Raw genomic sequence first — 25,710 nt, 5'->3', positions numbered from 1 at the left:
GGGATAACAAGATGAATAAACCCCTGCGTTTTGCCTTGAACCGAATGGTTGCCCCGCGCCTGTCGTTGCCCGAATTCATCGATCTGGCCCTGGCCTTGAAGACCGATGCCATCGAGATCCGCAACGATCTCAAAGGCGTCGAGATCGAGAACGGCATGGCGCCGGCCAGCGTGCGCGAGTTGTGCGAAGAGAGGGGCATCAAGGTGTTGTCGATCAACGCCCTCTATCCCTTCGACGTGTGGAACGAAGAGCGCCGCGCCCAGGCCTTGAGGTTGGCCGACTATGCCCGCGAATGTGGCGCCGAGGGCCTGGTCATGTGCCCGCTCAACGAGCGTGCCGACCCACGCAGCGAGGCCGAGCGCGCGGCGGGGCTGCGTACGGCGCTCAGCGAACTGGCGCCGATCCTGAGGGCCTTTGGCATCTACGGCTTCATCGAGCCCCTGGGGTTCGAGGAGTGCTCGTTGCGCCGCAAGGAGACGGCGGTAGAAGCGATCAAGGCCATCGGCGGGCTGGATGTGTTCCGCCTGGTGCACGATACCTTTCATCACCATCTGGCGGGTGAGCAGGTGTTCTTCCCCGAACTCACCGGGCTGGTGCACATCTCCGGCGTGGAAGATGCCCAGGCGCCGTTGGCGACGATCCGCGACGGCCACCGGGTGTTGGTGGGCAAGGCCGACATCCTCGGCAACGCCGCACAGATCGAAGCGCTGCGGGCCGGTGGCTATGAAGGTTACTTGTCCTTCGAACCGTTCGCCGAGAGCGTTCATGAACTGGCCGACATCCGCCAGGCGTTGGGCGCGAGCATGAGCCATTTGCAGGATTCACAGGTCTGATACCGGCATCGACCTGATGAAGATCCCGTTGTGGGAGCGGGCTTGCTCGCGAAGGCGGCCGTACATCCAACATGGGTGTTGCCTGACATACCGCCTTCGCGAGCAAGCCCGCTCCCACACTTGAACCGAGTTGCGTTTGAAAAGGTGCAAGCATGTCCACAACACGACTGACCATGGCCCAGGCCCTGGTGAAATTCCTCGATAACCAGTACGTCGAGGTCGACGGTGTCCAGAGCAAGTTCGTTGCCGGGGTCTTTACCATTTTCGGCCACGGCAACGTGCTGGGCCTGGGCCAGGCGCTGGAGCAGGACAGCGGCGACCTGGTGGTCCATCAGGGCCGCAACGAACAGGGCATGGCCCACGCCGCCATCGGTTTCGCCAAGCAGCACCTGCGCCGGAAGATCTACGCCTGTACCTCATCGGTCGGCCCTGGTGCGGCGAACATGGTGACTGCGGCGGCCACCGCGACGGCCAATCGCATTCCTCTGCTGCTGTTGCCCGGCGATGTCTACGCCAGTCGTCAACCGGACCCGGTGCTGCAACAGATCGAGCAGTTCCACGACCTGAGCATCAGCACCAACGATGCGTTCAAAGCGGTGAGCAAATACTGGGACCGGATCAACCGTCCCGAGCAATTGATGAGCGCTGCGATCCAGGCCATGCGTGTGCTCACCGATCCGGCCGAAACCGGCGCGGTCACCCTGGCGTTGCCCCAGGATGTGCAAGGCGAAGCCTATGACTACCCGGACTATTTCCTGGCCAGGCGCGTGCATCGCATCGACCGCCGTCCGGCCACTGCGGCGATGCTCGACGATGCCCTGGCCCTGCTCAAGGGCAAGGGCCGGCCATTGATCATCTGTGGCGGCGGGGTGAAGTACGCCGGCGCCAACGCCGCATTGCAGGCCTTTGCCGAACGCTTCGATATTCCCTTTGCCGAGACCCAGGCCGGCAAGAGCGCGGTGGTGTCCAGCCATCCGCTGAACGTCGGTGGTGTCGGCGAAACCGGTTGCCTGGCGGCGAACCTGCTGGCCAAGGAAGCGGACCTGATCATCGGCATCGGTACTCGCTATAGCGATTTCACCACCGGCTCCAAATGGCTGTTCCAGCATCCGGATGTGCAGTTCCTCAACCTCAATATCAGCCCATGCGATGCGCTGAAACTCGACGGCGTGCAGTTGTTGGCCGATGCTCGTGTGGGGCTGGAAGCGCTGTCCGCCGCCATGGGGGATTACCGTGCCGGATGGGGCGGGCGGATCGCCGCCGCCAAGGGGCAACTGGAGGCCGAGGTGGACCGGGTCTACCAGGCCGATTACCAGGCCGAGGATTTCATCCCGGAAATCAACGACGGCATGGACCCGGCGGTGTTTCGCGAATTCATCGAGCTCACCGGCTCCTGCCTGACCCAGAGCCGGGTATTGGGCACCCTCAACGAAACCCTGGCGGATGATGCGATCATCGTCGCCGCCGCCGGCAGCCTGCCCGGTGACTTGCAGCGCAGTTGGCGTTGCAAGGGCGTGAACACCTACCACCTCGAATACGGCTATTCCTGCATGGGATACGAAGTGAATGCGGCACTGGGGGTGAAGCTCGCCGAGCCTGATAAAGAGGTGTATGCCCTGGTGGGTGACGGCTCCTACATGATGCTGCATTCGGAGCTGGCGACCTCGATCCAGGAGCGGCGCAAGATCAATGTGGTGTTGCTGGACAACATGGCCTTCGGTTGCATCAACAATTTACAGATGGGGAACGGGATGGACAGCTTCGGCACCGAGTTCCGTTTCCGCAACCCGGACACCGGCAAGCTCGACGGCGGTTTCGTGCCGGTGGATTTCGCCATGAGTGCGGCGGCCTACGGCTGCAAGACCTACAAGGTGAAGACCCTCGACGAACTGCACGCGGCCCTGGCCGACGCACGGCGGCAAACGGTCTCGACTCTGATCGACATCAAGGTCCTGCCCAAGACCATGATTCACGGCTACCTGTCCTGGTGGCGGGTCGGTGTGGCGCAAGTCTCCACCAGCGCCCGGACCAATGTCGTCGCCAAGGCCCTCAATGAACGACTGGCCCAGGCCCGTCAGTACTGATCACACAACAAGGAGTTCCAAATGTCTTTGAAACTGGGCGTCATCGGCACCGGGGCCATCGGCCAGGACCATATCCGTCGTTGCAGCCAGACCTTGCTCAACAGCCAGGTGGTGGCAGTGACCGACATCAACCTGGCCCAGGCGGCGAAAGTGGTGGCCGACCTGAAACTGACCGCCGAGGTCTATCCCGATGGGCACGCGCTGATCAAGGCCCCGGAAGTCGAGGCGATCCTCGTCACCTCCTGGGGGCCGAGTCATGAGGAATTCGTGCTGGCGGCGATCGCCGCCGGAAAACCGGTGTTCTGTGAAAAGCCCCTGGCTGTCACGGCTGAAGGTTGCCGCCGGATCGTCGAGGCCGAGGTGGCCCATGGCAAGCGACTGGTGCAGGTCGGTTTCATGCGCCCGTACGATGAAGGCTATCGGGCGCTCAAGGCGGTGATCGACAGCGGCCAGATCGGCGAACCCCTGATGCTGCATTGCGCCCACCGCAACCCCCGCGTGGGTGAAAACTACAAGACCGACATGGCGATCACCGACACCCTGATCCATGAGTTGGATGTGCTGCGCTGGCTGCTGGCCGACGACTACGTGTCGGTGCAAGTGGTATTTCCGCGCAAGACCAGCAAGGCCCTGGCCCACCTGCGTGATCCACAGATCGTCCTGCTGGAAACCGCCAAGGGCACGCGCATCGACGTGGAAGTGTTCGTCAATTGCCAGTACGGCTATGACATTCAGTGCGAAGTGGTGGGAGAGACCGGCATCGCCAAGTTGCCGGAACCGTCTCAGGTGCAGCTGCGCAGCGGCGCCAAGCTGTCCAATGCCATCCTGATGGACTGGAAGGATCGCTTCATCGCCGCTTATGACGTCGAGTTGCAGGCCTTTATCGACGGCGTTCGCGCCGGCCAGGTGGACGGCCCTTCGGCGTGGGATGGCTTCGCCGCGGCGGTAGCGGCGGATGCCTGTATCGAGGCGCAGGGCAGTGGGCAGATCGTCAAGGTGGAACTGCCTGAGCGCCCGCGGTTCTACGGCTGACCCCAATCTCTGTGGGAGCGGGCTTGCTCGCGAAAGCGGCCTGACATTCAACATTGATGCCGATTGATCCACCGCCTTCGCGAGCAAGCCCGCTCCCACAGGGGGGGCGTTGATTCAGTGATTTAATAAGGAGTTGCCATGCGAATCGGACTGGTGGGCTACGGCAAGGGTGGACGCTTCTTTCATGCGCCGCTGATCAGCAGTTTGCCCGGGGCGACGTTCGTCGGTGTGGTGACCCGGTCCGCCGAGCGTCGCCAGCAACTGGCGACCGAACACCCCGATGTCCAGGCTTTCGACACACTGGAGCAATTGGTGGCGGCTGGCATCGACGCGGTGGTGGTTTCCACGCCTCTGGACGGTCGTCCGGCGCTGGTGATGGAGGCCATCGAGCGGGGCGTGGCGGTGGTCAGCGATAAACCCTTTGCCGCTGATGCCAAGCAGGCCGAGGCGATGGTGCTGGCAGCCGAACGACACAACGTGCCGCTCTGCGTGTACCAGAACCGGCGCTGGGACTCGGACTTTCTGACCGTGCGCAAATTGTTGGCGTCCGGTGTCCTGGGACAGGTCCTGCGGTTCGAATCCAGCGTCGAGCGTTATTCACCGACGTCCGTCGGCAAAAGCAGCGGTGGCGGATTCCTGCGTGACCTGGGCAGTCATCTGGTGGATCAGGCGTTGCAGCTGTTCGGGCCGGTGGTGCGGGTGTACGCCGAGCTGGACTACCGACAGCCAGGCCAGGTTTTCGACAATGGCTTCTTCATGTCCCTGAGCCATGTCAACGGCGTGGTGTCGCACTTGAGTGGCAATTGCCTGCAGAACGCGCCGCGCCCACGGTTCCGGGTCAGTGGTTCCCAGGGCTGCTACACCGTCGAGGGATTGGACGGGCAGGAGGCCCAGGCCTTGGCCGGGTTGAGTCCGGCGACCGAGGGCGAACGCTGGGGAACCGAAGAACATCGACGCTGGGGCTGGTTCGAGCACGGCACCGAGCGCGAGCGGGTGACATCGGAGCGCGGTTGTTGGATCGAATTCTATCAGCGCCTGCAAACCGCTTTGCAGGGAGCTGGCCCGCTGCCAGTCCTGCCCCGTGATGCACTGGCGACTACCCGTTTGCTGGACGTTGCCCGGCAGAGCGCGGAACGCCATGAAGTCGTGGTGTTGGCCACGCCCATCGGCCATGGAACAAAAAACGAATAAAATTCTAAAATCTGTTGATGTGGAAAATATTTTCCAATAAAGTCTTTTCCAGGTTACCGACATCCAGTTCCCGCTCGTGCAACGGTTTTTTAAACAAGCAGCGAACTCAACAAAAACAAGAAACACAGCCAGGTACCGTCGATGAAAACCTTCAGCCGCTCTGCGTTTCACCTGCCACACCTGCTGCGCTTGTCCGCAGTCCTTCCCCTGTTCGAATCCCTGTGCATCCAGCGCAGCGGTGCCGTGGTGTGTTGCATGCCCGGCGCGCCCATCGTGCGTTTGCCCCGTTCCTGAGTTCCGACACGCCTTATCCATAAAACCAACAAGAATGTGGAGAAAGACCGTTCATGAAGACCAAGACCCGTATCGCCTCGTTGGCCCTGTCGTTGATGCTCACCAGCGGCGCTGCCCTGGCGGACCTGAAGATTGGGGTCAGCATGTCGCAGTTCGACGACACCTGGCTGACTTACCTGCGTGAGTCCATGGACAAGAAAGCCAAGTCCATGCCGGACGGCGTCACCCTGCAGTTCGAAGACGCACGCAGTGATGTGGTCAAGCAATTGAGTCAGGTGGAAAGTTTCATCAGCCAGAAGGTCGATGCGATCATCGTCAACCCCGTCGACACCGCTGCCACCGCGCGTATCACCAAGGCCGCCGTGGCCGCCGGGATTCCGCTGGTCTACGTCAACCGCCGTCCTGATGAACTGAAACTGCCGGCAGGCGTGGTCACCGTGGCCTCCGATGACCTGGAAGCGGGGCGCATGCAGATGCAGTATCTGGCCGACAAAATGGGCGGCAAGGGCGACATCGTGATCCTGCTGGGCGACCTGGCCAACAACTCCACCACCAACCGTACCCTGGGCGTCGAGGACGTGTTGAAGAAATACCCGAACATCAAGATCAAGGAGCGGCAGACTGCCACTTGGCTGAGGGACAAGGGTATGAATGTGGTCGGCGACTGGCTGACCCAGGGCACCGACTTCCAGGCCGTGGTGGCCAACAACGACGAGATGGCCATTGGGGCTGCCATGGCCCTGAAGAATGTGAACAAAGGGAAGGGCCAAGTACTGATTGCCGGTGTCGATGGTACACCGGACGGCTTGGAAGCGATCAAGAAGGGCGATATGACGGTTTCGGTGTTTCAGGACGCCAAGGGCCAGGCCGATGGCTCGATCGATACGGCGGTGAAAATGGTCAAGAAACAGCCGGTCGAGCAAGCCGTCTGGGTGCCGTATCGCCTGATCACCCCGGAAAACGTCAATCAGTTCAAGTGACGTCCCACCCCATAACCAGCAGGCAGGGTCGCCGCGCCGACCTTGCCGAGGGAGTACCTGATCATGTTCGCTTCAGCGATTGCATCGAGCGCCCCGGCGATGATTCCCCAGCCGGACGCACTACCTGACGAGCCCTATCTACTGGAAGTCGTCAACGTCAGCAAAGGTTTTCCCGGCGTGGTGGCCCTGTCTGATGTAGAGCTGCGGGTACGCCCCGGTTCGGTGCTGGCGCTGATGGGGGAAAACGGCGCAGGCAAATCCACCTTGATGAAAATCATTGCCGGCATCTACCCGCCCGACGCCGGTGAACTGCGCCTGCGGGGCAAGCCGGTCACATTCGACACGCCCCTGGCGGCGTTGCAGTCCGGCATCGCGATGATCCATCAGGAACTGAATCTGATGCCCCACATGAGCATCGCCGAAAACATCTGGATCGGCCGCGAGCAGCTCAATGGCCTGCACATGGTCGACCATGGGGCGATGCACCGTTGCACCGCCAGGCTGCTGGAGCGCTTGCGGATCAACCTCGACCCCGAGGAGCAGGTGGGCAACCTGAGTATTGCCGAGCGACAGATGGTGGAGATCGCCAAGGCGGTGTCCTATGACTCCGACATTCTGATCATGGACGAACCAACCTCAGCCATCACTGAAACGGAAGTCGCCCACCTGTTCTCGATCATTGCCGACCTCAAGGCTCAGGGTAAGGGCATCATCTACATCACCCATAAAATGAATGAAGTGTTTGCCATCGCCGATGAAGTGGCGGTGTTTCGCGATGGCCGCTACATCGGCTTGCAACGGGCCGACAGCATGGACGGCGACAGTCTGATCTCGATGATGGTCGGACGGGAATTGAGCCAGCTGTTCCCGGAACGGGAAAAACCCATTGGCGAGTTGGTGTTGTCGGTACGCGACCTGAGCCTGGACGGCGTCTTCAAGGAGGTTTCCTTCGACCTGCACGCCGGGGAGATCCTCGGCATCGCCGGGCTGATGGGCTCGGGACGGACCAACGTGGCTGAAGCGATCTTCGGCGTCACGCCCAGTACCGGTGGCGAGATTCTGCTGGACGGCCAACCGGTGCGCATCAGCGACCCACACATGGCCATCGAGAAGGGCTTCGCCTTGCTGACCGAGGATCGCAAGCTCAGTGGGCTGTTCCCGTGCCTGTCGGTGCTGGAAAACATGGAGATGGCCGTGTTGCCCCATTATGTCGGCAACGGATTCATCCAGCAGAAAGCCTTGCGCGCCTTGTGTGAAGACATGTGCAAGAAGCTGCGGGTCAAGACCCCGTCCCTGGAGCAGTGCATCGACACCCTGTCCGGCGGCAATCAACAGAAGGCGCTGCTGGCCCGCTGGCTGATGACCAATCCGCGGATCCTGATTCTCGACGAGCCGACCCGTGGCATCGATGTTGGCGCCAAGGCCGAGATCTATCGGCTCATTGCCTACCTCGCCAGTGAGGGTATGGCAGTCATCATGATTTCCTCCGAGCTGCCGGAAGTGTTGGGCATGAGCGACCGGGTCCTGGTGATGCACGAAGGCGACCTGATGGGCACCCTCGACCGCAGCGAAGCGACCCAGGAGCGGGTCATGCAATTGGCCTCCGGCCTGGCCTGACACCCGCACACATCAATAACGTCGAGCAACATGGTGGCGAGGGAGCTTGCTCCCGCCGGGCCGCGAAGCGGCCCCGTCCGGGACGTACTACACCGCCCGGCAGGGAACATCCCCTCGCCAACGAACAAAAAAGGTGGATGGCAATGAACGCGATACTGGAAAACAAACCCGCGGCCGCACCGGCCAGGACGCGCCGGCGGTTACCGACAGAGCTGAGTATCTTCCTGGTGCTGATTGGCATTGGCCTGGTGTTCGAATTGTTCGGCTGGATCATGCGCGACCAGAGTTTCCTGATGAACTCCCAGCGCCTGGTACTGATGATCCTGCAAGTGTCGATCATCGGCCTGCTGGCCATCGGAGTGACCCAGGTCATCATCACCACCGGCATCGACCTGTCGTCCGGTTCCGTGCTGGCGTTGTCGGCCATGATCGCCGCCAGCCTGGCCCAGACCTCGGATTTTGCCCGTGCCGTGTTTCCGTCCCTCACCGATCTACCGGCATGGATACCGGTGGTGGCAGGGTTGGGCGTGGGGCTGCTGGCCGGGGCGATCAACGGCAGCATTATCGCCATCACTGGCATCCCGCCCTTTATTGCCACGCTCGGCATGATGGTATCGGCCCGCGGCCTGGCGCGTTACTACACCGAAGGCCAGCCGGTGAGCATGTTGTCGGATTCCTACACTGCCATCGGTCATGGCGCCATGCCGGTGATCATCTTCCTGGTGGTGGCGGTGATTTTCCATATTGCCCTGCGCTACACCAAGTACGGCAAATATACTTACGCCATCGGCGGCAACATGCAGGCGGCGCGTACCTCGGGGATCAACGTCAAGCGGCACCTGGTCATCGTCTACAGCATCGCCGGGCTATTGGCCGGTCTCGCCGGGGTGGTGGCTTCGGCGCGGGCCGCGACCGGGCAGGCCGGCATGGGCATGTCCTATGAGCTGGATGCGATCGCCGCGGCCGTGATCGGCGGTACCAGCCTGGCCGGTGGAGTGGGGCGCATCACCGGGACGGTGATCGGCGCGCTGATCCTCGGCGTCATGGCCAGCGGCTTTACATTCGTGGGTGTCGATGCCTATATCCAGGACATCATCAAGGGGCTGATCATTGTGGTAGCGGTGGTCATCGACCAATATCGCAACAAGCGCAAACTCAAGCGTTAACGACCGCCCAGTTGCGACAAAGCGCCACGCCTGACCCGCGTGGCGTTGCCATTTGTCTTCTTAATACAGCCATTACAGCGAATTTCTTGTTATAAACGCACTCCGATGATCGCTAAAAGCCTGTCAGAGAACATTTGAAGGGGTTGTCGGACATTTTCCCATGTTTTCGGTTGCTGAGGCCTCGACTCGGCCTTAGACTGCCGCCCCTCGTAAATTGAGTGCCGGGTGGCGCTTGGAATAGACGGCGCCTTCCTGACGAGCGTGGCAGCTGCGCTGCGGGACGCTCCATAATTCGCCTTAATGCACGTTTTTTTATAGAGATATCAATGACAAAGGAAAAGTTGCTGGCCATGCCGGCGGATGACTACATGAACGCCGAGCAACTGGCTTTCTTCACCAAGCTGTTGCAGAACATGAAAGTCGAAACCCACGAGCGCATCGAACAGAACCGAATCGCCATTGAAAGCCTGGATTCCCCGGCTGACCCGGCCGACGCTGCTTCCGTAGAAGAAGAGCGCACCTGGCTGGTCAACGCCATCGATCGTGACCAGCGCATGCTGCCCCAGCTGGAGCAGGCTTTGGATCGCATCAACGACGAAAGCTTCGGCTGGTGCGACGACAGCGGCGAGCCGATCGGCCTCAAGCGTCTGCTGATCAGCCCGACCACCAAGTACTGCATCGAAGCCCAGGAACGTCACGAGCAGATCGACAAGCACCAGCGTCAGGCCTGATCCACTACCTGCCATTCGAGCTACCGAAGGCTGCACAGACCTTGGGGCGAGGGCGCTTGCTCCCGCCAGGCCATGTAGCGTTCCTCGAAAATCACACACCTGCATTGATCTGCTGCAAGAACGCGACTAATGGACCATGGATAATGGCTCCGTAGTGGCGTTTAATGCGGGCATAACAACGAGAAGTGTGGTGACGAACATGGCGACAGACGGATCTCTGGCGGCGGTGCCTGCCTCGGTATCGGCTACGAAAAGCACGGCGCGCTGGCTGACGCCGACCTTGCAGAGCCTTGCCCTGACCTTGCTGCTGTGCGGCATGGTGCTGGGAGGTTGGTCGTTGTACCTGGGCCTGCCCCTGGCGATGCTGATTGTCTGGTTGCCGCGCTTGCGCTCGCGCCTGGTCATCGCGCCCCAGCCTTCGTTGAATACCGGCTCATTGGCCGAGCTGACCCGTGACCTGTCCTACACCACCAGTCATAACGCGTTGTCGGCCGCCGGCGTCGCCTATTCGGTCAGGCAGCTGGCCGGCAAGGTCCAGTCGCAGCTCGATGCGGCGGCGCAGATCGTCAGCAGTGCCGAATCGATGATTGCCACCGAACAGGCCACTTCCCAACTCAGCCAGCAGGCCCTGGGCGCTGCCAGCGAAGCCCATCGCAGCAGCGTTGCCGGGCGCAGCGAACTGGTGGAGTCCATCAGTCGCATGCACCAACTCAGCCAACGGGCCAACGACAGCCGCGAGCTGATCGAGGCCTTGAGCGTGCGCAGCGACGAGATCCAGCGGGTCAGCCTGGTGATTCAGTCGATTGCCAGCCAGACCAACCTGCTGGCGCTGAATGCGGCCATCGAGGCGGCTCGGGCCGGGGAGCATGGTCGGGGCTTCGCCGTGGTTGCCGACGAAGTCCGTGGCCTGGCGGGCCGCACGGCGGCGGCGACTGGCGAGGTCGGCGTCATGGTGGCGGATATCCAGCAGCGCACTGCCCAGGTGGTCGAGCAGATCCGCCAACTGGCCGCCGATCTGGACAGCGGTGTGCAGCAGGTCGAGCACACCGGCCAGCACCTGGAGAACATTGCCCGGCTCGCCGCCGGTGTCGAAACCCAGGTCAGCGCCATCGCCCAGGGCACCGACACCAACCGCGAACAACTCGACAGCCTGTTCCACGCCATCGAGCAGATGCGCAGTGACCTGTCCATCAGCGACCAGCAGACCCAGCGCCTGGCCGAAGCGGCCGTGCAGATGGAAGGCCAGGCCGAAACCATCAGCGAGCGCCTGGCGGAGGTGGGGCTCGACGATTATCACCAGCGGGTCTACGACCTGGCGCGTGAAGGCGCGAGCCAGATCGCCGCGCAATTCGAGGCGGATATCGATCAAGGGCGTGTCAGCCTGGAGGATCTGTTCGATCGTAACTACCAGGCCATTCCCAATACCCATCCCGCCAAGTTCCAGACCCGCTTCGACCGTTATACCGACCAGGTCCTGCCGGCCATCCAGGAGCCTTTGCTCGCCCGGCATGAAGGCCTGGTGTTTGCGATTGCCTGTACCCAGCAAGGGTATGTGCCGACCCACAACAAAGTCTTCAGCCAGCCGTTGACCGGCGATCCTGCCGTCGACACGCTGAACAACCGTACCAAGCGCAAGTTCTCCGATCGCACCGGGATTCGATGCGGCAGCCACCAGCAACCGGTGCTGTTGCAGACCTATACCCGCGACACAGGCGAGCTGATGCATGACCTGTCCGTGCCCATCATGATCAAGGGCCGCCACTGGGGTGGGTTGCGGTTGGGCTACAAACCCGAGAAGCCGCGCTAGGCTTTCATTTGGATAGGCCAGGCTCACCGCTGATCGCGAGCAGGCTCGCTCCCACAGGGGCCTTCAGTGGCCGCAAGTTCCGGGAGCACCACAAATCCCCTGTGGGAGCGAGCCTGCTCGCGATAGCGATGGTGCAGTCAGCAAAGTATCGACTGATGCACCGCTATCGCGAGCAAGCTCGCTCCCACAAAACATGCTGTTGAGCCGCTATTTTCCGTCGTGCAGGCGCACGTTCAGTTGATCCACCAGCACCGCCTCTTCGCCATCAGCGAGCAACCATTCCCGTAGTAGGTCCTTTTGCTGATCCGACCAGAAATCGGCCTCCACCAGTTTTGTCTCCGGGTCCAGGGGGTGTGCCACGATGAAGCTGTCGATGGCTTTGTCGTCCGAGGGCAGGCCCAGTTGATCGAACAAGGTCTTGAGTTCGTGAGAAGGCTGTTCCATGGGGTTCTCCTTTGGGCATGCGCCGTCATGGCGCGTCGGTTGCGTCCCTTTATCTGAGGCAAGCGCGCGTCAGGAGTTCGATTATTGCTGTGTTCCGGCACTTCGCTCGAGATGCCTGGCCAGGTAGCAGGCTTCGTTATGATCGGTGCGGAAACCTCTTACACGTCCAGTCGAGGTTTCTTCAATATGGAAAAAACACTTGCCGGCCAGTACGACCCGATATCGCGGTTGAACCAGCGAGACCGGCAGGTAATGAATCCCGTCAAAGGCGTCATGGGGATTGACGATGGGTGGTGTAGTGGGGTGGCGCAAGGTTGTGAAAGTGCCCATGTGAATTCCTTTTCTATGGTTTACCGACGAATTGCCAAGTGTTTCGTAGTCTCCGTACCGCCGGCTGCTCTAGAATCGGTTGCGCTGTGCGGACGGTTGCGCCTATCTAAAGCAATTTTTTTTAGGCTCGATGTCAGAAAAATGCTTTTCTAAGTGAGAATTTTCCCTAAAGTTAGTAGTCCCACCTTTTCCGATGCTCAGAGTGGCTATTTCCTTCAGCTTCTGACGACCTCCTGGGAAAGACGGCGAGAGTGGCAATCCTTTAGTCTTCTCTCGCCCCGGGACAGGGTGCGCCGTTCACTTCGAATTTCAGTTACAGGTCATTGCGACGCTGCAGTCGGCACGGGTTCTCGTGGTCCGTTCTTTCTGCGCAGCGGGCCGTTTTCAAGATGGGGATGTTTCCTTGGCAGTAAGTAATCTCGATACGCATGCGTTATTTGTACTGGGTGACCTGCGGGCAAAACTGGTCAAACTGTTCCAGTCACGTTTCGTCTACATCACCGAGCAGACCGCCGAAGGTATCTACGTCGCCGAAATCGACACCGAATCGGCTCTTGTGGTCGATGACAAGCCCAGGCTCGAGCTCAAGGTGGGCGATCATTTTCGTGCGGCGGTATTGCCCAGTCGCGAAGGGGGCAAGTTCGAAATCAGGTTTCGCGAAATCAAACTGACGGTCTATGGCCTTGGGGATTACGCGTTCGTCACGACCCCGGGCGGCCAGGCCATCCTGTTCAAGGAAGGCCACAGCGTGGTGACCGTGTATGCGGCGAACGAACAGCTGCAAGAAGGTTTGACCAAGACCCTCAAGGCGGTCACCGCCAAGGCTGCGAAGTGGCGCAAGGGCGAACTGGTGACGTTCAAGGCCAGCGAGTGATACCCAGGCGCGGCGACCGTTTTACTGGAACCTCGGCTACAGTCAGTTGACTGAATTATTCAGGGGCTTGCGTTCGATTACGCAGGACCGTTCAGCTCTTGCTGTCTGGTATGAGGAACATCGCATGAAACGAGTTCGACAGTGGCTGGCTGCCTGGGCCACCTGCGCTGTGTTGGCTTCATCGTTCCCGGCATCGGCTGCTTCGGCACCGATCCACTTCGCCGACCTGAACTGGGAAAGCGGCAGCCTGATCACTGATATCCTGCGGATCATCGTCGAAAAAGGCTACGACTTGAACACCGACACCTTGCCGGGCACCACCATCACCCTGGAAACCGCACTGGCCAATAACGACATACAGGTCATCGGCGAGGAGTGGGCCGGTCGCAGCCCGGTATGGGTCAAGGCCGAAGCCGAGGGCAAGGTGATCGCCCTGGGCGATACGGTCAAGGGCGCGACGGAAGGCTGGTGGGTGCCGGAATACGTGATCAAGGGCGATCCCGCCAAAGGCATCAAGCCCCTGGCGCCGGACCTTCGCAGCGTCAGCGACCTGGCGCGCTACAAGCATGTGTTCAAGGACCCGGAGAGTCCCGACAAGGGGCGCTTCCTCAACAGCCCCATCGGCTGGACATCCGAAGTCGTCAACAAGCAGAAGCTCAAGGCGTATGGCCTGACCGACAGTTATGTGAATTTTCGCAGCGGCTCCGGCGCGGCGCTGGACGCGGAAATCACCTCGTCGATTCGCCGGGGCAAACCGATCCTGTTCTACTACTGGTCACCCACGCCGCTGCTGGGGCGATTCAAGCTGGTGCAGCTACAAGAGCCGCCCTTCGATGCCGAAGCGTGGAAAACCCTGACCGACGCCGACAATCCCAACCCCCGGCCGACCCGTTCCCTGGCCTCTAAACTGTCGATTGGCGTCTCGGCGCCGTTCCAGAAACAGTATCCGGAGATCGCCGAATTCTTCAGCAAGGTCGACCTGCCCATCGATCCTTTGAACAAGGCCCTGGCCGAAATGAGCGAAAAGCGCACACCGCCCCGTGAGGCTGCCCAGGCCTTTCTCAAGGCCCATCCGCAGGTGTGGCAGGCCTGGGTGCCCAGCGAGGTGGCGGAAAAAGTGTCTGCCGGTCTGTAGCGTCGATTGCCGGTGTCTGAACACTTGATCCCGAGCAATGTGTCATCCGCTGGAAACGGGCAATCTGCGCCCGTCCTGCGAAATGCCAAATTCGAGCTAGGATGATTGTTCAACCTTTTCCAGGAGGCTGGCGAATGACGCTTTTATTGGCACGGACGCTGGTCGCGGTGTTTGCGACCATCAGTTTGATTCATTTGTACTGGGCCCTGGGTGGACGCTGGGCGGCCCAGGCGGTGGTCCCCCAGGTTCCGGTCAAGCAGGGGGACATCCTGCGCCCGGCGTTCGACCCCTCGGGCTGGTTGACCCTGTTGGTGGCCCTGGCCCTGCTGTTCATCGCTGTGCTGGTGTGCCTGCGCGGCGGCCTTTTGGCGCCGCCGGTCACCCATCGCGCGCTGCAATGGCTGATCAGTGCGATTGCCTTGCTGATGTTTGCCCGGGCCATTGGCGAGTCGAACCTGGTGGGCTTCTTCAAGGAATTCAAGGAATCGACCTTCGCCCGGCTCGACACCTGGGTCTATTCGCCGTTGTGCGTCGTGCTGGGCGCGGGGCTGCTGGCGGTGGCCTGGGCCTGAGCACTCCGCCGGCTACTCACTTCCGCCGGCACATCATCCCCGGCCATGCGCTTGCGGAACAACGCCGCCCGGGCCAGCAACAGGGTGGTCACCGGAACGGTGATGGACAGCAGGATCGGTATCAGCCAGGCGTGCAGCACCGGCCCGGACTTGAGCACCGAGAAATAAATGATCGAGGCCAGCGCCACGCACCAGGCCCCCAGTGTCGAGGCCAGGGCCGGTGGATGCATGCGCTGGAAATAATCCTTCAAGCGCACCAGGCCGATGGCCCCGACCAGGGCGAACAGGCTGCCGAGTACCAACAGGAGCGCCACCGGGATCTCGATCCAGAGTGACAATTGTCCGGTCATTCGATCACCTCGCCACGCAGCAGGAACTTGGCCAGGGCAAACGAGCCGACGAAGCCGAACAGGGCGATCAACAGCGCCGCCTCGAAGTAGGTGTCACTGGCGTAGCGAATGCCCAGCACCAGCATCATCAGCATCGCCACGATGTACAGGTAATCCAGGGCCAGGACCCGGTCTTGCGCCGACGGCCCCTTGAACAGGCGCAACAGGGTCAGCACCAGCGCCAGGGAGAACAGGAACAGACTCAGCACAATCGCATTGGACAGCAACGGACTCATTGGAAAATCTCCATCAGGGGCCGCTCATAAGTGGCCTTGAAATGCGCGATGAACGACGCTTCGTCTTCCAGATCGAACACATGCATCAGCAGGATGCGGCGATCCAGCGCCAGTTCCGACCAGACCGTTCCGGGGATCACCGTGGTGATCATCGACAACGCCGCCAGGCCATTGGCGTCGTGCAGGTCCAGCGGTACCTTGACGAACCGCGAGCGCGGCGGGCGCCGGCCGGCGTTCAGCACGCCCCAGGCCACCGCCAGATTGGACACCAGCACATCGCGCCCCACCAGCAGGAACAGTCGCAGCACCGCCCTGGGGCGGCGGATACGAATGGGCCGTGGCCGCAACGGGCGCATCATCAAAGGTGCCAGGAAGCCCAACGCTGCCCCCAGCAGCAGGTGCCCGGCGCTGAGGGACAGGTTCAACAGCAACCACAGTGCCCAGAGTGCCAGGGACAGCCATGGCGCGGGGAACAGGCGCTTCATGGCTGCACCTGCGGCACGGCACTGATGGCGTCGGGGCCGGGAACGCTCCGAGTACCGAGCACTGACATCACGTAGTGTTCCGGCGTGTTCAGCGCATTGGCCGCGTCCTGGGTGTAGCGCAGCAGGGGTTCGGCCTTGAACGTCAAGGCGATGCCCAGGCCGAGCAGTGCAAGGATCGGCAGGCACTCGAACGGCCGCAGCAGCGGCGAGGGTCGTTCCTGCGGGGTCCAGAAGCGCTGGATACCCAGGCGCGAGAAAGCGATCAACGAGGCCAGCCCGGACAGGATCAACAACGCCAGCAGGCCCCAGGCCTGAGGCGACACCGGCTGGCCGACGTCGGCTCCGAGCCCCTGGGGATTGAGCAAGGCGTTCAACAGCCCCAGTTTGCCGATGAATCCCGACAGCGGCGGCATGCCGACGATCAACAGCGCACAGGCAATGAAACTCAGGCCGAGGAAGGCCATGGTCCAGGGAATGACTTGCCCGACCACGGCTTTCTGCTCGTCATCGAGGTTGGTGCCCTTGGGCGGTTGCAGCGACTCCAGCGGTCGCGGCAAGGTATCGAGGTCGTCCTCCAGCGACAGGTCATTGGCCGAACGCGAGCGTTCGATCAACTCGGCCAGCAGGAACAGCGCGCACAGCGCCAGGGTCGAACTCACCAGATAGAACAGCGCAGCGCCCACCAGGTTCGGCTGGGCGAAGCCGATGGCCGACAGCAGGATGCCGGCCGATACCAGGATGCTCAGGCTGGCCATGCGCTCCAGGCGCTGGGCCGCCAGGATGGCGATGGCCGCGCAGACAATGGTCGCCATGCCGCCGTAGATCAGCCAGTCGCCGCCGAAATACGCCGAAGCGCCGGCCTGGCCGGAGAACAGCAAGGTCCACAAGCGCAAGATCGTGTAGATGCCTACCTTGGTCATGATCGCGAACAGCGCTGCCACAGGAGCGCTGGCGGCACTATAGGCCGGCACCAGCCAGAAGTTCAGTGGCCACATGCCGGCCTTGGCCAGGAACGCCACGGCGAGGATCGCCGCACCCGCATGCAGCAGGCCCCGGTCGGCTTCCGGCACCAGAGGCACTTTCAGCGCCAGGTCGGCCATGTTCAGGGTGCCGGTGACGCCATAGATCAGCGCCGCGCCGATCAGGAACAGCGACGAAGCCAGCAGGTTGATCGAGATGTAGTGCAAGCCCGACGACACCCGTGCCCGACCCGAGCCATGCAGCAGTAAGCCGTAGGAAGCGGCCAGCAATACCTCGAAAAACACGAACAGGTTGAACAGGTCCCCGGTGAGGAAGGCGCCATAGAGACCCATCAGCTGGATCTGGAACAAGGCATGGAAGCTGGCCCCGGCGCCGTGCCAGCGGGCCATGGCGAACAGCAGGGCGCTGACGCCGATGATGCCGGTCAACACCAGCATCAGCGCCGACAGGCGGTCCACCACCAGGACGATGCCGAACGGTGCCTGCCAGTTGCCCGGCAGGTACACGCCAATGGACGCGGGCAGGGCCTGCTCCTGGGTCCCATACAGCAACAATACTGCAACGCCCAGGCCCAGCAGACTGGAAAACAGATTGATCCGTGCCTTGAGCGCGCGGTGCTTTTCCCCCAGCATCAGCATCAACGCGGCGGTGAGCAGCGGCAGGAGGATGGGCGCGGCGATCAGATGGGGTGTCAACATCATTCCCTGGGCTCCCGGCCGTCCACATGGTCGGTGCCGGTCAGGCCCCGGGAGGCCAGCAATACCACCAGGAACAGCGCGGTCATGGCGAAGCTGATGACGATGGCGGTCAGCACCAGGGCCTGGGGCAGCGGGTCGGTGTAGTGCAGCAGATCCTGGGGTACGCCGTCCTTGATGATCGGCTCCTTGCCGATGAACAGACTGCCCATGCTGAAGATGAACAGGTTGACGCCGTAGGACAGCAGGCACAGGCCCATGACCACCTGGAAGGTCCGCGGCCGCAACACCAGCCAGACGCCGGAGGCGGCCAGGACGCCGATTGCTATAGCGATGACTTCTTCCATCAGGGGGTGGCTCCTTTGAGAGGGGCGGCGGCTTTGGATTGCAGGGCCGGCTTGTGGGCCCGCACCGACTGGTGCGCCAGCGCGGTGAGGATCAGCAGCGTCGAGCCGACCACCACGGCATATACGCCGATGTCGAAGAACAGTGCGCTGGCCAGGTGAATATCACCCAGCAGCGGCAGTTCCAAATGCCAGGTGTGAGTGGTGAGGAACGGATAGCCCACGGCCATCGCCCCCAGGCCCGTCGCCGTGGCGAACAACAACCCGGTACCCATCCAGCGCAGCGGCCGCAGGCTCATTTGCGCCTCGACCCACTGGGTGCCGGCCACCATGTATTGCAGGATGAACGCCACCGACATCACCAGCCCGGCCACGAAGCCGCCCCCCGGTTGGTTGTGGCCGCGCATGAACAGGTAGAACGACACTACCAGGGCAATCGGCAGCAGCAGGCGCACCAGCACCGAGGGCACCATCATGAAGCCCAATGCGGTGTCGCTGGCATGGCGCGGGTTGACCAGGTCGGTGACCACGTCCGGTGCCAGCAGGCGCTGCTGCGCCGGTAGCTGCATGCTTTCCTTCGGTGGGCGGAAACGCCGCAACAGGGCGAACACGGCCAGGGCCACCGCCACCAACACGGTGATTTCCCCCAGGGTGTCGAAGCCACGGAAGTCCACCAGCATCACGTTCACCACGTTGCTGCCGCCGCCTTCGGGCAGGGCCCGGCTGAGGTAGAACGAAGAAATGTCGTTGGGCGTCTGGCGCGTCAGCATCGCGTAGGAGAGCAACGCCATGCCGCCACCTACCGCGCCGGACAACAGCAAGTCCCGCAGGCGACGGATCCGCGCGCGCCGTTCGCTGTTGGGCCGCGGCGATGCGTCCTCGATCCGCCGCGGCAGCCAGCGCAGGCCCAGCAGGATCAGCACCGTGGTCACCACTTCCACCACCAGTTGCGTCAAGGCCAGGTCGGGGGCGGAGAACCAGACGAAGGTCACGCAGGTCATCAGGCCGCAGACGCTGACCATGGTCAGGGCCGCGAGACGGTGATACTTGGCCTGCCATGCCGCACCCAGGGCACAGGCGATGGCCAGCAGCCAAAGGATGACGAAGACGATGGAGCCGGGAATTTTCGGCCGGTCGCCCCAGACCAGCGAGCTGTGCAGCATCGGGATCAGCCCGGCCAGCACCGCGGCCAGCACCAGGAGGAACAGTTGGGCCTGGAGGCGCCGGGTACTGATGAGTCGCTCCAATCGCCGGCCGGTGCGCATCATCAGCACCAGGCAGCGCTCGAACAGATGCTTGCCGCTGAACCGGCCAATGAGCGGCGTATGGGTGATCTGCCCGCGCTTGAACTGTTTGCGCAGCAGCAGGTACAGCACGACGCCACCGGACATCGCCACCAGGCTCATGATCATCGGCGCATTGAGGCCATGCCAGATCGCCAGGCTGTATTCGGGCAGGGCGCCGCCCACGACCGGCAGCGCGGCCGCCGCCAGCAAGGAACCGACCACCTGGGCTGGAAAGATCCCCACCAGCAGGCAGGTGAACACCAGCAATTCCACCGGCGCGCGCATCCAGCGCGGTGGCTCGTGGGGGGTATGGGGCAGGTCGGTGGCCGTCGGGCCGAAGAACACATCCACGGTGAAGCGCAGAGAGTAGGCGACGCTGAAGGTCCCGGCGATGGTGGCCACGATCGGCAGCGCCAGCTCGACCCAGGCCGTGGCGGAAATGAACACCGTTTCGGCGAAGAACATCTCCTTGGACAAAAAACCGTTGAGCAACGGCACCCCGGCCATCGCCGCGCTGGCGACCATTGCCAGCGTCGCCGTGAAGGGAATCAGCCGCACCAGGCCGCTGAGCTTACGAATGTCCCGGGTGCCGCTTTCATGGTCGATGATCCCGGCTGCCATGAACAGCGAGGCCTTGAAGGTGGCGTGGTTGAGAATGTGAAACACCGCCGCCACCGCCGCCAGCGGGCTGTTCAGGCCCAGCAGCAGGGTGATCAACCCCAGGTGGCTGATGGTGGAATAGGCCAGCAACCCCTTGAGGTCATTCTGGAACATCGCGCAGTAGGCACCCAGCAATAGCGTACAGGCCCCCGCACCGCCGACGATGTAAAACCATTGTTCACTGCCCGACAGCGACGGCCACAACCGTGCCAGCAGGAATACCCCGGCCTTGACCATGGTCGCCGAGTGCAGATAGGCCGAGACCGGCGTGGGCGCGGCCATGGCGTGGGGCAGCCAGAAATGGAACGGGAACTGGGCACTTTTGCTCAGGGCGCCGATCAGGATCAGCGGCAGCAGGATGGGGTAGAGGGCATGGGCCCGGATCAGGTCGCCCGCCGCCAGGACCTTGTCCAGCTCGTAACTGCCCACCACATGGCCAAGCAGCAGCACCCCGGCCAACAGGCACAGCCCACCGGCCCCGGTCACCATCAAGGCCATGTAGGCGCCGCGCCGTGCGTCGGAGCGATGATGCCAGTAGCCGATCAGCAGGAACGAGAACAGGCTGGTCAGTTCCCAGAAAAACACCATCTGGATCAGGTTGCCGGAGATCACCAGCCCGAGCATGGCGCCCATGAATGCCAGGAAGAACGCGAAGAAGCGCGGCACCGGATCTTCCGGTGACATGTAATAGCGGGCGTACAACGACACTAACGTACCGATGCCCAGCACCAGCAACGAAAACAACCAGGCAAACCCGTCCAGCCGCAGCACGAAGTTCAGGCCCAGGCTGGGCAACCAGAGATACTCTTCACGGATCACGCCGCCGTCGACGATCTGTGGATAGAGCAAGGCCACCTGAACGGTGCCGACCAGCGCGATGAGGCCTGCCAGCATCGATTCGGCGTTACGGGCGTTATGCGGCAGCAGCGCCGCGATTCCGCTGCCGATGAAGGGCAAAAGCAATAGAACTATCAGTGACATAGGCTTCTATTCGGCGGGAGGTTGCGGGGGATCATACGTGGCGTAGGTCTGATCACCAACCGCGAGGATGTCGCAGAATCCTACAAGATAGGTGGATTTTTCCTGTTTTGCGTTGTTTCAAGGAAAGGCCTCAACCCTCCCGTTCCAGCACCTTCTCCGCCTCGATGGCACCTCTATTCCGGGTCTTGAGTTCACTGACAATCACCGCCGCCACGATCAAACCGGCACCCACCAGCGCAATCCCCGGCAACCGCTCGCCCGCCAGGCGCCCCGCAATACCGGCCCACACCGGCTCGCCGGCATAGATCAGCGTGGCACGGGTCGGCGAGACGCTTTTCTGCGCCCAGTTCATCGCCACCTGGATCGCCGCGCTGGCTGCGCCCAGGCCCACCGCGCTGAACAGCAGCAGCCAGGAGAATCCCGGAACCGCCTCTTGGGTCGGCACGACCATCAGGAACGCCAGCACCGCGGTGCTTGCCAGTTGCACCACGGTCACCCGGCGTACATCGACCTGGCCGGCATAGGTACTGATCAGGATGATTTCGGCGGCAATCGCGATGGCGCTGATCAGCGTGGTGATTTCGCCGGGACTGAAATTCAGCGACGCGCCGGCGGGGCCGGATAGCAGCATCAGCCCGGTGAACGCTAGCATGATGCCGATGCTCGGCATCAAACCCGGCCGCCGGCCCAGCACCAGCCACTGCAACAGCGGCACGAAGGGCACGTAGAGCGCGGTGATGAACGCCGACTGGCTGCTGGGGATGGTTTGCAGGCCGACCGTCTGCAAACCGTAGCCGAGCATGATCGCCACGCCGATGAAGCAGCCGGCCTTGAGTTCGAACAGGGTCAGGTCCCGTAGATGGCGCCAGGAGAACAACGCGACGAACGCCGCCGCGGCGGCAAAGCGCAAGCCGACGAAAAACATCGGCCCGCTGACGGTCATGGCGTGCTGCACCAACAGGAAAGTACCGCCCCAGATCATGGTGATCAGCACCAGCACGCACTCGGCCTTGCTGAGCCGCAGGAAACGGGAGGAAGTTTGAGGGGAGTTCACCGATGCCATGACCTTGCGCGCCATTGGAGGGGGACGCACAATGCGTCCGAAGTTGGGCAGTATAATGCGCAATCTCGATAAATGAGCCATACCGTGCACAAAGAAAACGGCCAGCGCGCCTCAGTCCTGCAACACGTCAGTCAGAACGTCCGCCGTCTGCGACACGCCGCGCAGCTCAGCCAGACGGCCTTGGCACAGTTGTCCGGGGTCAGCCGGCGGATGCTGGTCGCCATCGAGGCCGGTGAAAAGAATGTCAGCCTGAGCACCCTGGATCGTGTCGCCGAAGCCCTTGATGTAGCTTTCAGCGACTTGATCCAGGCGCCCGATGCCCGTGATCCGAGCCGCATCAACGAGCTGGCCTGGGCCGGCGCGATCCCCGGCAGCAAAGCCGTGCTCCTGGCCAAGGCCAATGCCAGCCGCGAAGTCGAACTGTGGGAGTTGCGCCTGGAGCCGGGCGAACGCTACGCGTCTGAACCGGATAACGACGGCTGGAGCGTGCAACTCTATGTATTCGAGGGGTGCCTGACTGTGCTGCTGGGCGATGAAGAGCGGCGGATAGGCTCGGGGGAGTTTTTCATGTTCGCCAGCAACCAGCCCCACGCTTATCGTAATGAGGGGCCGGTGGCGGTACGATTTGTACGCAACGTGGTGATTTGACGCCTGGGGGAGAGCGGTATGGATACAACGCCGGAGCAACAGGCGAACGACATCGCCCGTGAAGCCGATGTGGTCATTGTCGGCGGCGGTCTGAGCGGCACCATGCTGGCGGCGCAATTGCTGCGTCTGCCGGGTCGACGCAAGGTGCTGATCGTCGAGCCGCGCAGCGAACTGGGCCGGGGCGAGGCCTACAGTGCCGTGGAGCTGGGGCACACCTTGAACGGCAATGCGGCACGGATGAGCGTCGATCCGGACAACGCCGACGACCTGACCCAATGGCTGACCGCTTTCATCGAAGCCGGTGGCTGGCCCGAGTCGGACCAGCAGCACGTGCCGGTCAGTGAGCTGTTTCCCCCTCGCGGAATGTTTGGCCTGTATGTGCAACAGCGTTTGGCCGAGGCCCAGGCACTGGGCGAATCGAACGGTTCTATGGCCGAGCATGTGCGAGGGGAGGTGGTGGACCTGCAACTCGCCGATGACCGGGTCCTGCTGACGCTGAACGACGGCCAGACCCTGGGTGGACGTTTCGCCGTGCTGGCGACTGGCATGTTCCCGGCGGCACGAACCCCGCAAACCGAGTCCACTGGCCTGAATGCCGCTGCCCTGGATCCTTGGGACGTGACTGCGATGCGCCAGCTCGATCCGCAGTCCACGGTGCTGATCATCGGTTCGGGGCTGACCATGGTTGATGCCGTGGTTTCCCTGGAGCAGGCCGGGCACCGTGGGCCCATCGAAGTGTTTTCCCGCCATGGCTTGCTGCCCCATGTGCGGCGCCAACCGCCCGCCTGGGCGGATTTCCTCGCTGAAGATCACAGCCTACGTTCGCCACGCCAATTGATGAGAGCCCTGCGTGAGCAATGCCGTCAGGCCCAGGCCCAAGGCATCGATTGGCAGGCGCCGCTGGACACGGTACGTGCCCATATCGGGCGCTTGTGGAGTCAGGCCAGTGATGTGCAGCGTCGGCAATTCGTCCGGCACGTCCGGCCGTGGTGGGAGAGCCATCACCATCGTTCGCCGCCGTTGAGTGCCGAACTGGTGGCGCGCCTGCACGAAGAGGGGCGGCTGCGGATTCAGGCGGCGTCGTTCAAGGGGCTGGTTGAGTCTACCGAGGGGACAGTGGGGATTCGCATACGCCGGCGGGGTGAGGCGGGGTTAACGATGGTGCAGGGCGCCGCGCTGATCAACTCCAGTGGCATCGAATATGATTGGCGACGGGTCGCAAGACCGTTGCCGCAACAGCTCCTGGCCCGCGGCCTGATCCAGCCCGGCCCACTGGCCCTGGGCATCGCCGCCCGTCCCGACGGTGCGGTGCTCAACGCTCAAGGCGAGCCCGCCGAACGTTTGTTCGCCATGGGCCCGCCGTTGCGTGGGATGTGGTGGGAAAGTACCGCGGTGACCGACGTTGCCAGTCAAGCCAAGGCACTGGCGGCGCGTCTGGCCGAATTGCAAACCTAATATTGAAATTGAGCAAAAACTTGTGGCGAGGGGATGAACCCCCTCGCCACAAGGGAACGTGTTCACTTAAGTGAGGGTTACAGCTCAGTGAGCCTCACCCACCGCTGTTCCCGCGCCGCCAGGCGAATCGCCGCCGCCAGGCGTTCCACCGCCCAGGCTTCTTCGAAATCCGTACCGTGACCTGCTTCGCCGGCCAGTGCCAGGATCAGCTCCTGCACCTCCAGGGTTTTCAATTCGTTGTAGCCCAGCTGGTGCCCGGCGGCGGGGCTGAAGGCGGCATAGCCAGGAAGATCCGGGCCGGCCAGCAGGCACTGGAAACCGGTTTCGCCGGCGCGGCACAGGCGCAGTTCATTGAGCCGTTCCTGATCGAATGTCAGTGTTCCCAGAGTGCCACTGATCTCGAACGCCAAGTGGTTCTTGTAGCCGTGCTTGAGCCAGCTGCTGCTCACCGTGCCACGGGCACCACTGCTGAAGCGCAGCAGGGCGTGGACCTGATCGTCCACCGCGATGGCGCGTTGTTCGGAATTGCCGGCGCTGGCGGGGCGTCGGGTGTGTACGGTCTGACTGTCGGCACAGACCGCTTCGACATCGCCCAGCAGGTAACGGGCCATCGCCAGCAAGTGGCTGCCCAGATCCGCCAGTGCACCGCCGGCATGGGCCGCTTCGCAGCGCCATGACCATGGCGAGGCCGGATTGGCCATGAAGTCTTCGCTGAACTCGCCCTGGAAACTGACGATCGACCCCAGCTCCCCGCGTTGGATGAGGTCCCGTGCCAATTGGATGATCGGGTTGTGCTGGTAGTTGTAGCCAACCCGCGTGACCACCCCGGCGGCCTTGGCGGCCTGGCGCATCTGTTCGGCCTGTTCCAGGGACACCGCCAGGGGTTTTTCGCAATAGACTGCCTTGCCTGCCGCCAGCGCTGCCATGGCCATTGGGTAATGCAGGTGGTTGGGAGTGGTGATGGCGACCAGATGGACCTTCGGGTCGTCGATCAGTTTTTGCCAGTCGCTATGCACCGTCTCGAACCCCCAGCTGTTGGCGCATTGCCGGGCACGCTGCGGATCGGCATCGGCCAGGGCCGCCAGGGTCAGGTTCAGGGGGAGGTCGAATACCGCTCTGGCATTGTTGAACGCCAAGGCGTGGGCACGGCCCATGAAGCCGGTGCCAATCAGACCGATGCCGAGGTCATGCATGAGAAGAGCCCTTTGAATAATTATTTTCAGGAGGGCTATTTATGGAATAAATATTCGCTAATTGCAAATATTGGAATAAATATTCAGTCGTGCGATCGCTGCAATCCCTGTGGGAGATTCTATGGTGCAGGGCTAGCCCCTAAATGCCTTTTGGTAAATATTCGCTCTGGTTCTTCAACAGAGCGAATACCACTCGGGCAAGCT

The 25,710-nt window shown here is 62.2% G+C and carries 25 protein-coding genes; 15 read left to right on the top strand and 10 right to left on the bottom strand.

The genetic code is table 11. From position 1 onward, the window contains the following. Positions 1-11 precede the first annotated feature (11 nt). From FBX99_RS23820 to FBX99_RS23775, 10 genes are all read left to right on the top strand, one after another. A complete protein-coding gene (locus tag FBX99_RS23820) occupies positions 12-833 on the top strand; it encodes a TIM barrel protein (protein WP_144925174.1) in 822 nt (273 codons plus the stop codon). A gap of 152 nt (positions 834-985) precedes the next feature. After that, positions 986-2,917, top strand: coding sequence for a 3D-(3,5/4)-trihydroxycyclohexane-1,2-dione acylhydrolase (decyclizing) (iolD, locus tag FBX99_RS23810; protein ID WP_145133114.1), 1,932 nt, complete (start codon positions 986-988; stop codon positions 2,915-2,917). Positions 2,918-2,938: 21 nt separating this feature from the next. Continuing rightward, positions 2,939-3,949, top strand: a complete 1,011-nt coding sequence (locus tag FBX99_RS23805; RefSeq protein ID WP_144925168.1) for a Gfo/Idh/MocA family protein — start codon at positions 2,939-2,941, stop codon at positions 3,947-3,949. Between the two features lie 138 nt (positions 3,950-4,087). Then, entirely contained in the window at positions 4,088-5,140 is a 1,053-nt protein-coding gene (locus tag FBX99_RS23800; protein ID WP_144925165.1) for a Gfo/Idh/MocA family protein, read from the top strand. Between the two features lie 141 nt (positions 5,141-5,281). Continuing rightward, positions 5,282-5,434: a hypothetical protein gene (locus tag FBX99_RS28965; protein WP_178112045.1), complete on the top strand. Its 153-nt coding sequence runs from the start codon at positions 5,282-5,284 to the stop codon at positions 5,432-5,434. Between the two features lie 53 nt (positions 5,435-5,487). Then, positions 5,488-6,414, top strand: a complete 927-nt coding sequence (locus FBX99_RS23795; protein WP_144925161.1) for a sugar ABC transporter substrate-binding protein — start codon at positions 5,488-5,490, stop codon at positions 6,412-6,414. A gap of 63 nt (positions 6,415-6,477) precedes the next feature. Beyond that, on the top strand, positions 6,478-8,031 hold the full coding sequence (locus FBX99_RS23790) for a sugar ABC transporter ATP-binding protein (RefSeq protein ID WP_144925157.1): 1,554 nt from the start codon (positions 6,478-6,480) through the stop codon (positions 8,029-8,031). Positions 8,032-8,174: 143 nt separating this feature from the next. Next, positions 8,175-9,197, top strand: coding sequence for an ABC transporter permease (locus FBX99_RS23785; RefSeq protein WP_042731369.1), 1,023 nt, complete (start codon positions 8,175-8,177; stop codon positions 9,195-9,197). Positions 9,198-9,523: 326 nt separating this feature from the next. Next, positions 9,524-9,928, top strand: coding sequence for a TraR/DksA family transcriptional regulator (locus FBX99_RS23780; protein ID WP_024780047.1), 405 nt, complete (start codon positions 9,524-9,526; stop codon positions 9,926-9,928). 136 nt (positions 9,929-10,064) lie between these two features. Beyond that, positions 10,065-11,735, top strand: a complete 1,671-nt coding sequence (locus tag FBX99_RS23775; RefSeq protein ID WP_371923888.1) for a methyl-accepting chemotaxis protein — start codon at positions 10,065-10,067, stop codon at positions 11,733-11,735. A gap of 207 nt (positions 11,736-11,942) precedes the next feature. On the opposite strand, the gene FBX99_RS23770 is transcribed toward FBX99_RS23775, so the two are convergent. Both FBX99_RS23770 and FBX99_RS23765 read right to left on the bottom strand, forming a co-directional pair. Beyond that, on the bottom strand, positions 11,943-12,179 hold the full coding sequence (locus tag FBX99_RS23770; RefSeq protein ID WP_144925151.1) for a DUF2789 family protein: 237 nt from the start codon (positions 12,177-12,179) through the stop codon (positions 11,943-11,945). 81 nt (positions 12,180-12,260) lie between these two features. After that, positions 12,261-12,509, bottom strand: coding sequence for a hypothetical protein (locus tag FBX99_RS23765; RefSeq protein ID WP_144925149.1), 249 nt, complete (start codon positions 12,507-12,509; stop codon positions 12,261-12,263). A gap of 403 nt (positions 12,510-12,912) precedes the next feature. On the opposite strand from FBX99_RS23765, the gene FBX99_RS23760 reads away from it, so the two are divergent. The 3 genes from FBX99_RS23760 to FBX99_RS23750 all read left to right on the top strand — a co-directional run bounded on the left by FBX99_RS23760 (position 12,913) and on the right by FBX99_RS23750 (position 15,090). Further along, the gene (locus FBX99_RS23760) at positions 12,913-13,383 is read left to right on the top strand and encodes a hypothetical protein (protein WP_144925146.1); all 471 of its coding nucleotides are present in this window, start codon (positions 12,913-12,915) and stop codon (positions 13,381-13,383) included. 124 nt (positions 13,384-13,507) lie between these two features. Next, entirely contained in the window at positions 13,508-14,518 is a 1,011-nt protein-coding gene (locus tag FBX99_RS23755) for an ABC transporter substrate-binding protein (protein WP_144925143.1), read from the top strand. Between the two features lie 134 nt (positions 14,519-14,652). Then, positions 14,653-15,090, top strand: a complete 438-nt coding sequence (locus FBX99_RS23750) for a DUF3995 domain-containing protein (protein ID WP_047700908.1) — start codon at positions 14,653-14,655, stop codon at positions 15,088-15,090. Here the strand turns inward: FBX99_RS23750 and FBX99_RS23745 are convergent. The 7 genes from FBX99_RS23745 to FBX99_RS23715 all read right to left on the bottom strand — a co-directional run bounded on the left by FBX99_RS23745 (position 15,033) and on the right by FBX99_RS23715 (position 22,291). Next, complete coding sequence (locus FBX99_RS23745) at positions 15,033-15,440, bottom strand: Na+/H+ antiporter subunit G (protein WP_144925140.1); 408 nt, start codon at positions 15,438-15,440, stop codon at positions 15,033-15,035. The genes FBX99_RS23750 and FBX99_RS23745 overlap by 58 nt on opposite strands. Further along, positions 15,437-15,715, bottom strand: coding sequence for a K+/H+ antiporter subunit F (locus FBX99_RS23740; RefSeq protein ID WP_144925137.1), 279 nt, complete (start codon positions 15,713-15,715; stop codon positions 15,437-15,439). Before FBX99_RS23740 ends, FBX99_RS23745 begins: the two co-directional genes overlap by 4 nt. Beyond that, entirely contained in the window at positions 15,712-16,200 is a 489-nt protein-coding gene (locus tag FBX99_RS23735) for a Na+/H+ antiporter subunit E (RefSeq protein ID WP_144925134.1), read from the bottom strand. The genes FBX99_RS23740 and FBX99_RS23735 overlap by 4 nt, the downstream gene beginning before the upstream one ends. Continuing rightward, positions 16,197-17,882, bottom strand: coding sequence for a monovalent cation/H+ antiporter subunit D (locus tag FBX99_RS23730; protein ID WP_144925131.1), 1,686 nt, complete (start codon positions 17,880-17,882; stop codon positions 16,197-16,199). The genes FBX99_RS23735 and FBX99_RS23730 overlap by 4 nt, the downstream gene beginning before the upstream one ends. After that, the gene (locus FBX99_RS23725; RefSeq protein ID WP_003180540.1) at positions 17,879-18,223 is read right to left on the bottom strand and encodes a Na+/H+ antiporter subunit C; all 345 of its coding nucleotides are present in this window, start codon (positions 18,221-18,223) and stop codon (positions 17,879-17,881) included. The genes FBX99_RS23730 and FBX99_RS23725 overlap by 4 nt, the downstream gene beginning before the upstream one ends. After that, positions 18,223-21,147 (bottom strand): monovalent cation/H+ antiporter subunit A, encoded by a 2,925-nt coding sequence (locus FBX99_RS23720; protein WP_145133110.1) that lies wholly within the window; start codon positions 21,145-21,147, stop codon positions 18,223-18,225. The genes FBX99_RS23725 and FBX99_RS23720 overlap by 1 nt, the downstream gene beginning before the upstream one ends. A 130-nt stretch (positions 21,148-21,277) precedes the next feature. Continuing rightward, entirely contained in the window at positions 21,278-22,291 is a 1,014-nt protein-coding gene (locus FBX99_RS23715; protein ID WP_371921398.1) for a DMT family transporter, read from the bottom strand. A gap of 3 nt (positions 22,292-22,294) precedes the next feature. Between FBX99_RS23715 and FBX99_RS23710 the strand changes: the two genes are divergently transcribed. Together FBX99_RS23710 and FBX99_RS23705 are read left to right on the top strand one after the other, a co-directional pair. Next, positions 22,295-22,858 (top strand): helix-turn-helix domain-containing protein, encoded by a 564-nt coding sequence (locus FBX99_RS23710; RefSeq protein WP_144925119.1) that lies wholly within the window; start codon positions 22,295-22,297, stop codon positions 22,856-22,858. 18 nt (positions 22,859-22,876) lie between these two features. Next, a complete protein-coding gene (locus FBX99_RS23705; protein WP_145133109.1) occupies positions 22,877-24,313 on the top strand; it encodes an FAD/NAD(P)-binding protein in 1,437 nt (478 codons plus the stop codon). 77 nt (positions 24,314-24,390) lie between these two features. On the opposite strand, the gene FBX99_RS23700 is transcribed toward FBX99_RS23705, so the two are convergent. Next, on the bottom strand, positions 24,391-25,506 hold the full coding sequence (locus tag FBX99_RS23700; protein WP_145133107.1) for a Gfo/Idh/MocA family protein: 1,116 nt from the start codon (positions 25,504-25,506) through the stop codon (positions 24,391-24,393). Between the last annotated feature and the right edge of the window lie 204 nt (positions 25,507-25,710).

The sequence above is a fragment of the Pseudomonas sp. SJZ074 genome, assembly GCF_007828215.1.
Lineage (GTDB): Bacteria > Pseudomonadota > Gammaproteobacteria > Pseudomonadales > Pseudomonadaceae > Aquipseudomonas.
This window is presented reverse-complemented; position numbering and strand designations above follow the sequence as displayed.

Bases quoted from the DNA above. Each gene is read 5' to 3' on its own strand.
- FBX99_RS23820 (WP_144925174.1), top strand. From the start codon at position 12: ATGAATAAACCCCTGCGTTTTGCCTTGAACCGAATGGTTGCCCCGCGC.
- iolD (WP_145133114.1), top strand. From the start codon at position 986: ATGTCCACAACACGACTGACCATGGCCCAGGCCCTGGTGAAATTCCTC.
- FBX99_RS23805 (WP_144925168.1), top strand. From the start codon at position 2,939: ATGTCTTTGAAACTGGGCGTCATCGGCACCGGGGCCATCGGCCAGGAC.
- FBX99_RS23800 (WP_144925165.1), top strand. From the start codon at position 4,088: ATGCGAATCGGACTGGTGGGCTACGGCAAGGGTGGACGCTTCTTTCAT.
- FBX99_RS28965 (WP_178112045.1), top strand. From the start codon at position 5,282: ATGAAAACCTTCAGCCGCTCTGCGTTTCACCTGCCACACCTGCTGCGC.
- FBX99_RS23795 (WP_144925161.1), top strand. From the start codon at position 5,488: ATGAAGACCAAGACCCGTATCGCCTCGTTGGCCCTGTCGTTGATGCTC.
- FBX99_RS23790 (WP_144925157.1), top strand. From the start codon at position 6,478: ATGTTCGCTTCAGCGATTGCATCGAGCGCCCCGGCGATGATTCCCCAG.
- FBX99_RS23785 (WP_042731369.1), top strand. From the start codon at position 8,175: ATGAACGCGATACTGGAAAACAAACCCGCGGCCGCACCGGCCAGGACG.
- FBX99_RS23780 (WP_024780047.1), top strand. From the start codon at position 9,524: ATGACAAAGGAAAAGTTGCTGGCCATGCCGGCGGATGACTACATGAAC.
- FBX99_RS23775 (WP_371923888.1), top strand. From the start codon at position 10,065: ATGGATAATGGCTCCGTAGTGGCGTTTAATGCGGGCATAACAACGAGA.
- FBX99_RS23770 (WP_144925151.1), bottom strand. From the start codon at position 12,179: ATGGAACAGCCTTCTCACGAACTCAAGACCTTGTTCGATCAACTGGGC.
- FBX99_RS23765 (WP_144925149.1), bottom strand. From the start codon at position 12,509: ATGGGCACTTTCACAACCTTGCGCCACCCCACTACACCACCCATCGTC.
- FBX99_RS23755 (WP_144925143.1), top strand. From the start codon at position 13,508: ATGAAACGAGTTCGACAGTGGCTGGCTGCCTGGGCCACCTGCGCTGTG.
- FBX99_RS23750 (WP_047700908.1), top strand. From the start codon at position 14,653: ATGACGCTTTTATTGGCACGGACGCTGGTCGCGGTGTTTGCGACCATC.
- FBX99_RS23745 (WP_144925140.1), bottom strand. From the start codon at position 15,440: ATGACCGGACAATTGTCACTCTGGATCGAGATCCCGGTGGCGCTCCTG.
- FBX99_RS23740 (WP_144925137.1), bottom strand. From the start codon at position 15,715: ATGAGTCCGTTGCTGTCCAATGCGATTGTGCTGAGTCTGTTCCTGTTC.
- FBX99_RS23735 (WP_144925134.1), bottom strand. From the start codon at position 16,200: ATGAAGCGCCTGTTCCCCGCGCCATGGCTGTCCCTGGCACTCTGGGCA.
- FBX99_RS23730 (WP_144925131.1), bottom strand. From the start codon at position 17,882: ATGATGTTGACACCCCATCTGATCGCCGCGCCCATCCTCCTGCCGCTG.
- FBX99_RS23725 (WP_003180540.1), bottom strand. From the start codon at position 18,223: ATGGAAGAAGTCATCGCTATAGCAATCGGCGTCCTGGCCGCCTCCGGC.
- FBX99_RS23720 (WP_145133110.1), bottom strand. From the start codon at position 21,147: ATGTCACTGATAGTTCTATTGCTTTTGCCCTTCATCGGCAGCGGAATC.
- FBX99_RS23715 (WP_371921398.1), bottom strand. From the start codon at position 22,291: ATGGCTCATTTATCGAGATTGCGCATTATACTGCCCAACTTCGGACGC.
- FBX99_RS23705 (WP_145133109.1), top strand. From the start codon at position 22,877: ATGGATACAACGCCGGAGCAACAGGCGAACGACATCGCCCGTGAAGCC.
- FBX99_RS23700 (WP_145133107.1), bottom strand. From the start codon at position 25,506: ATGCATGACCTCGGCATCGGTCTGATTGGCACCGGCTTCATGGGCCGT.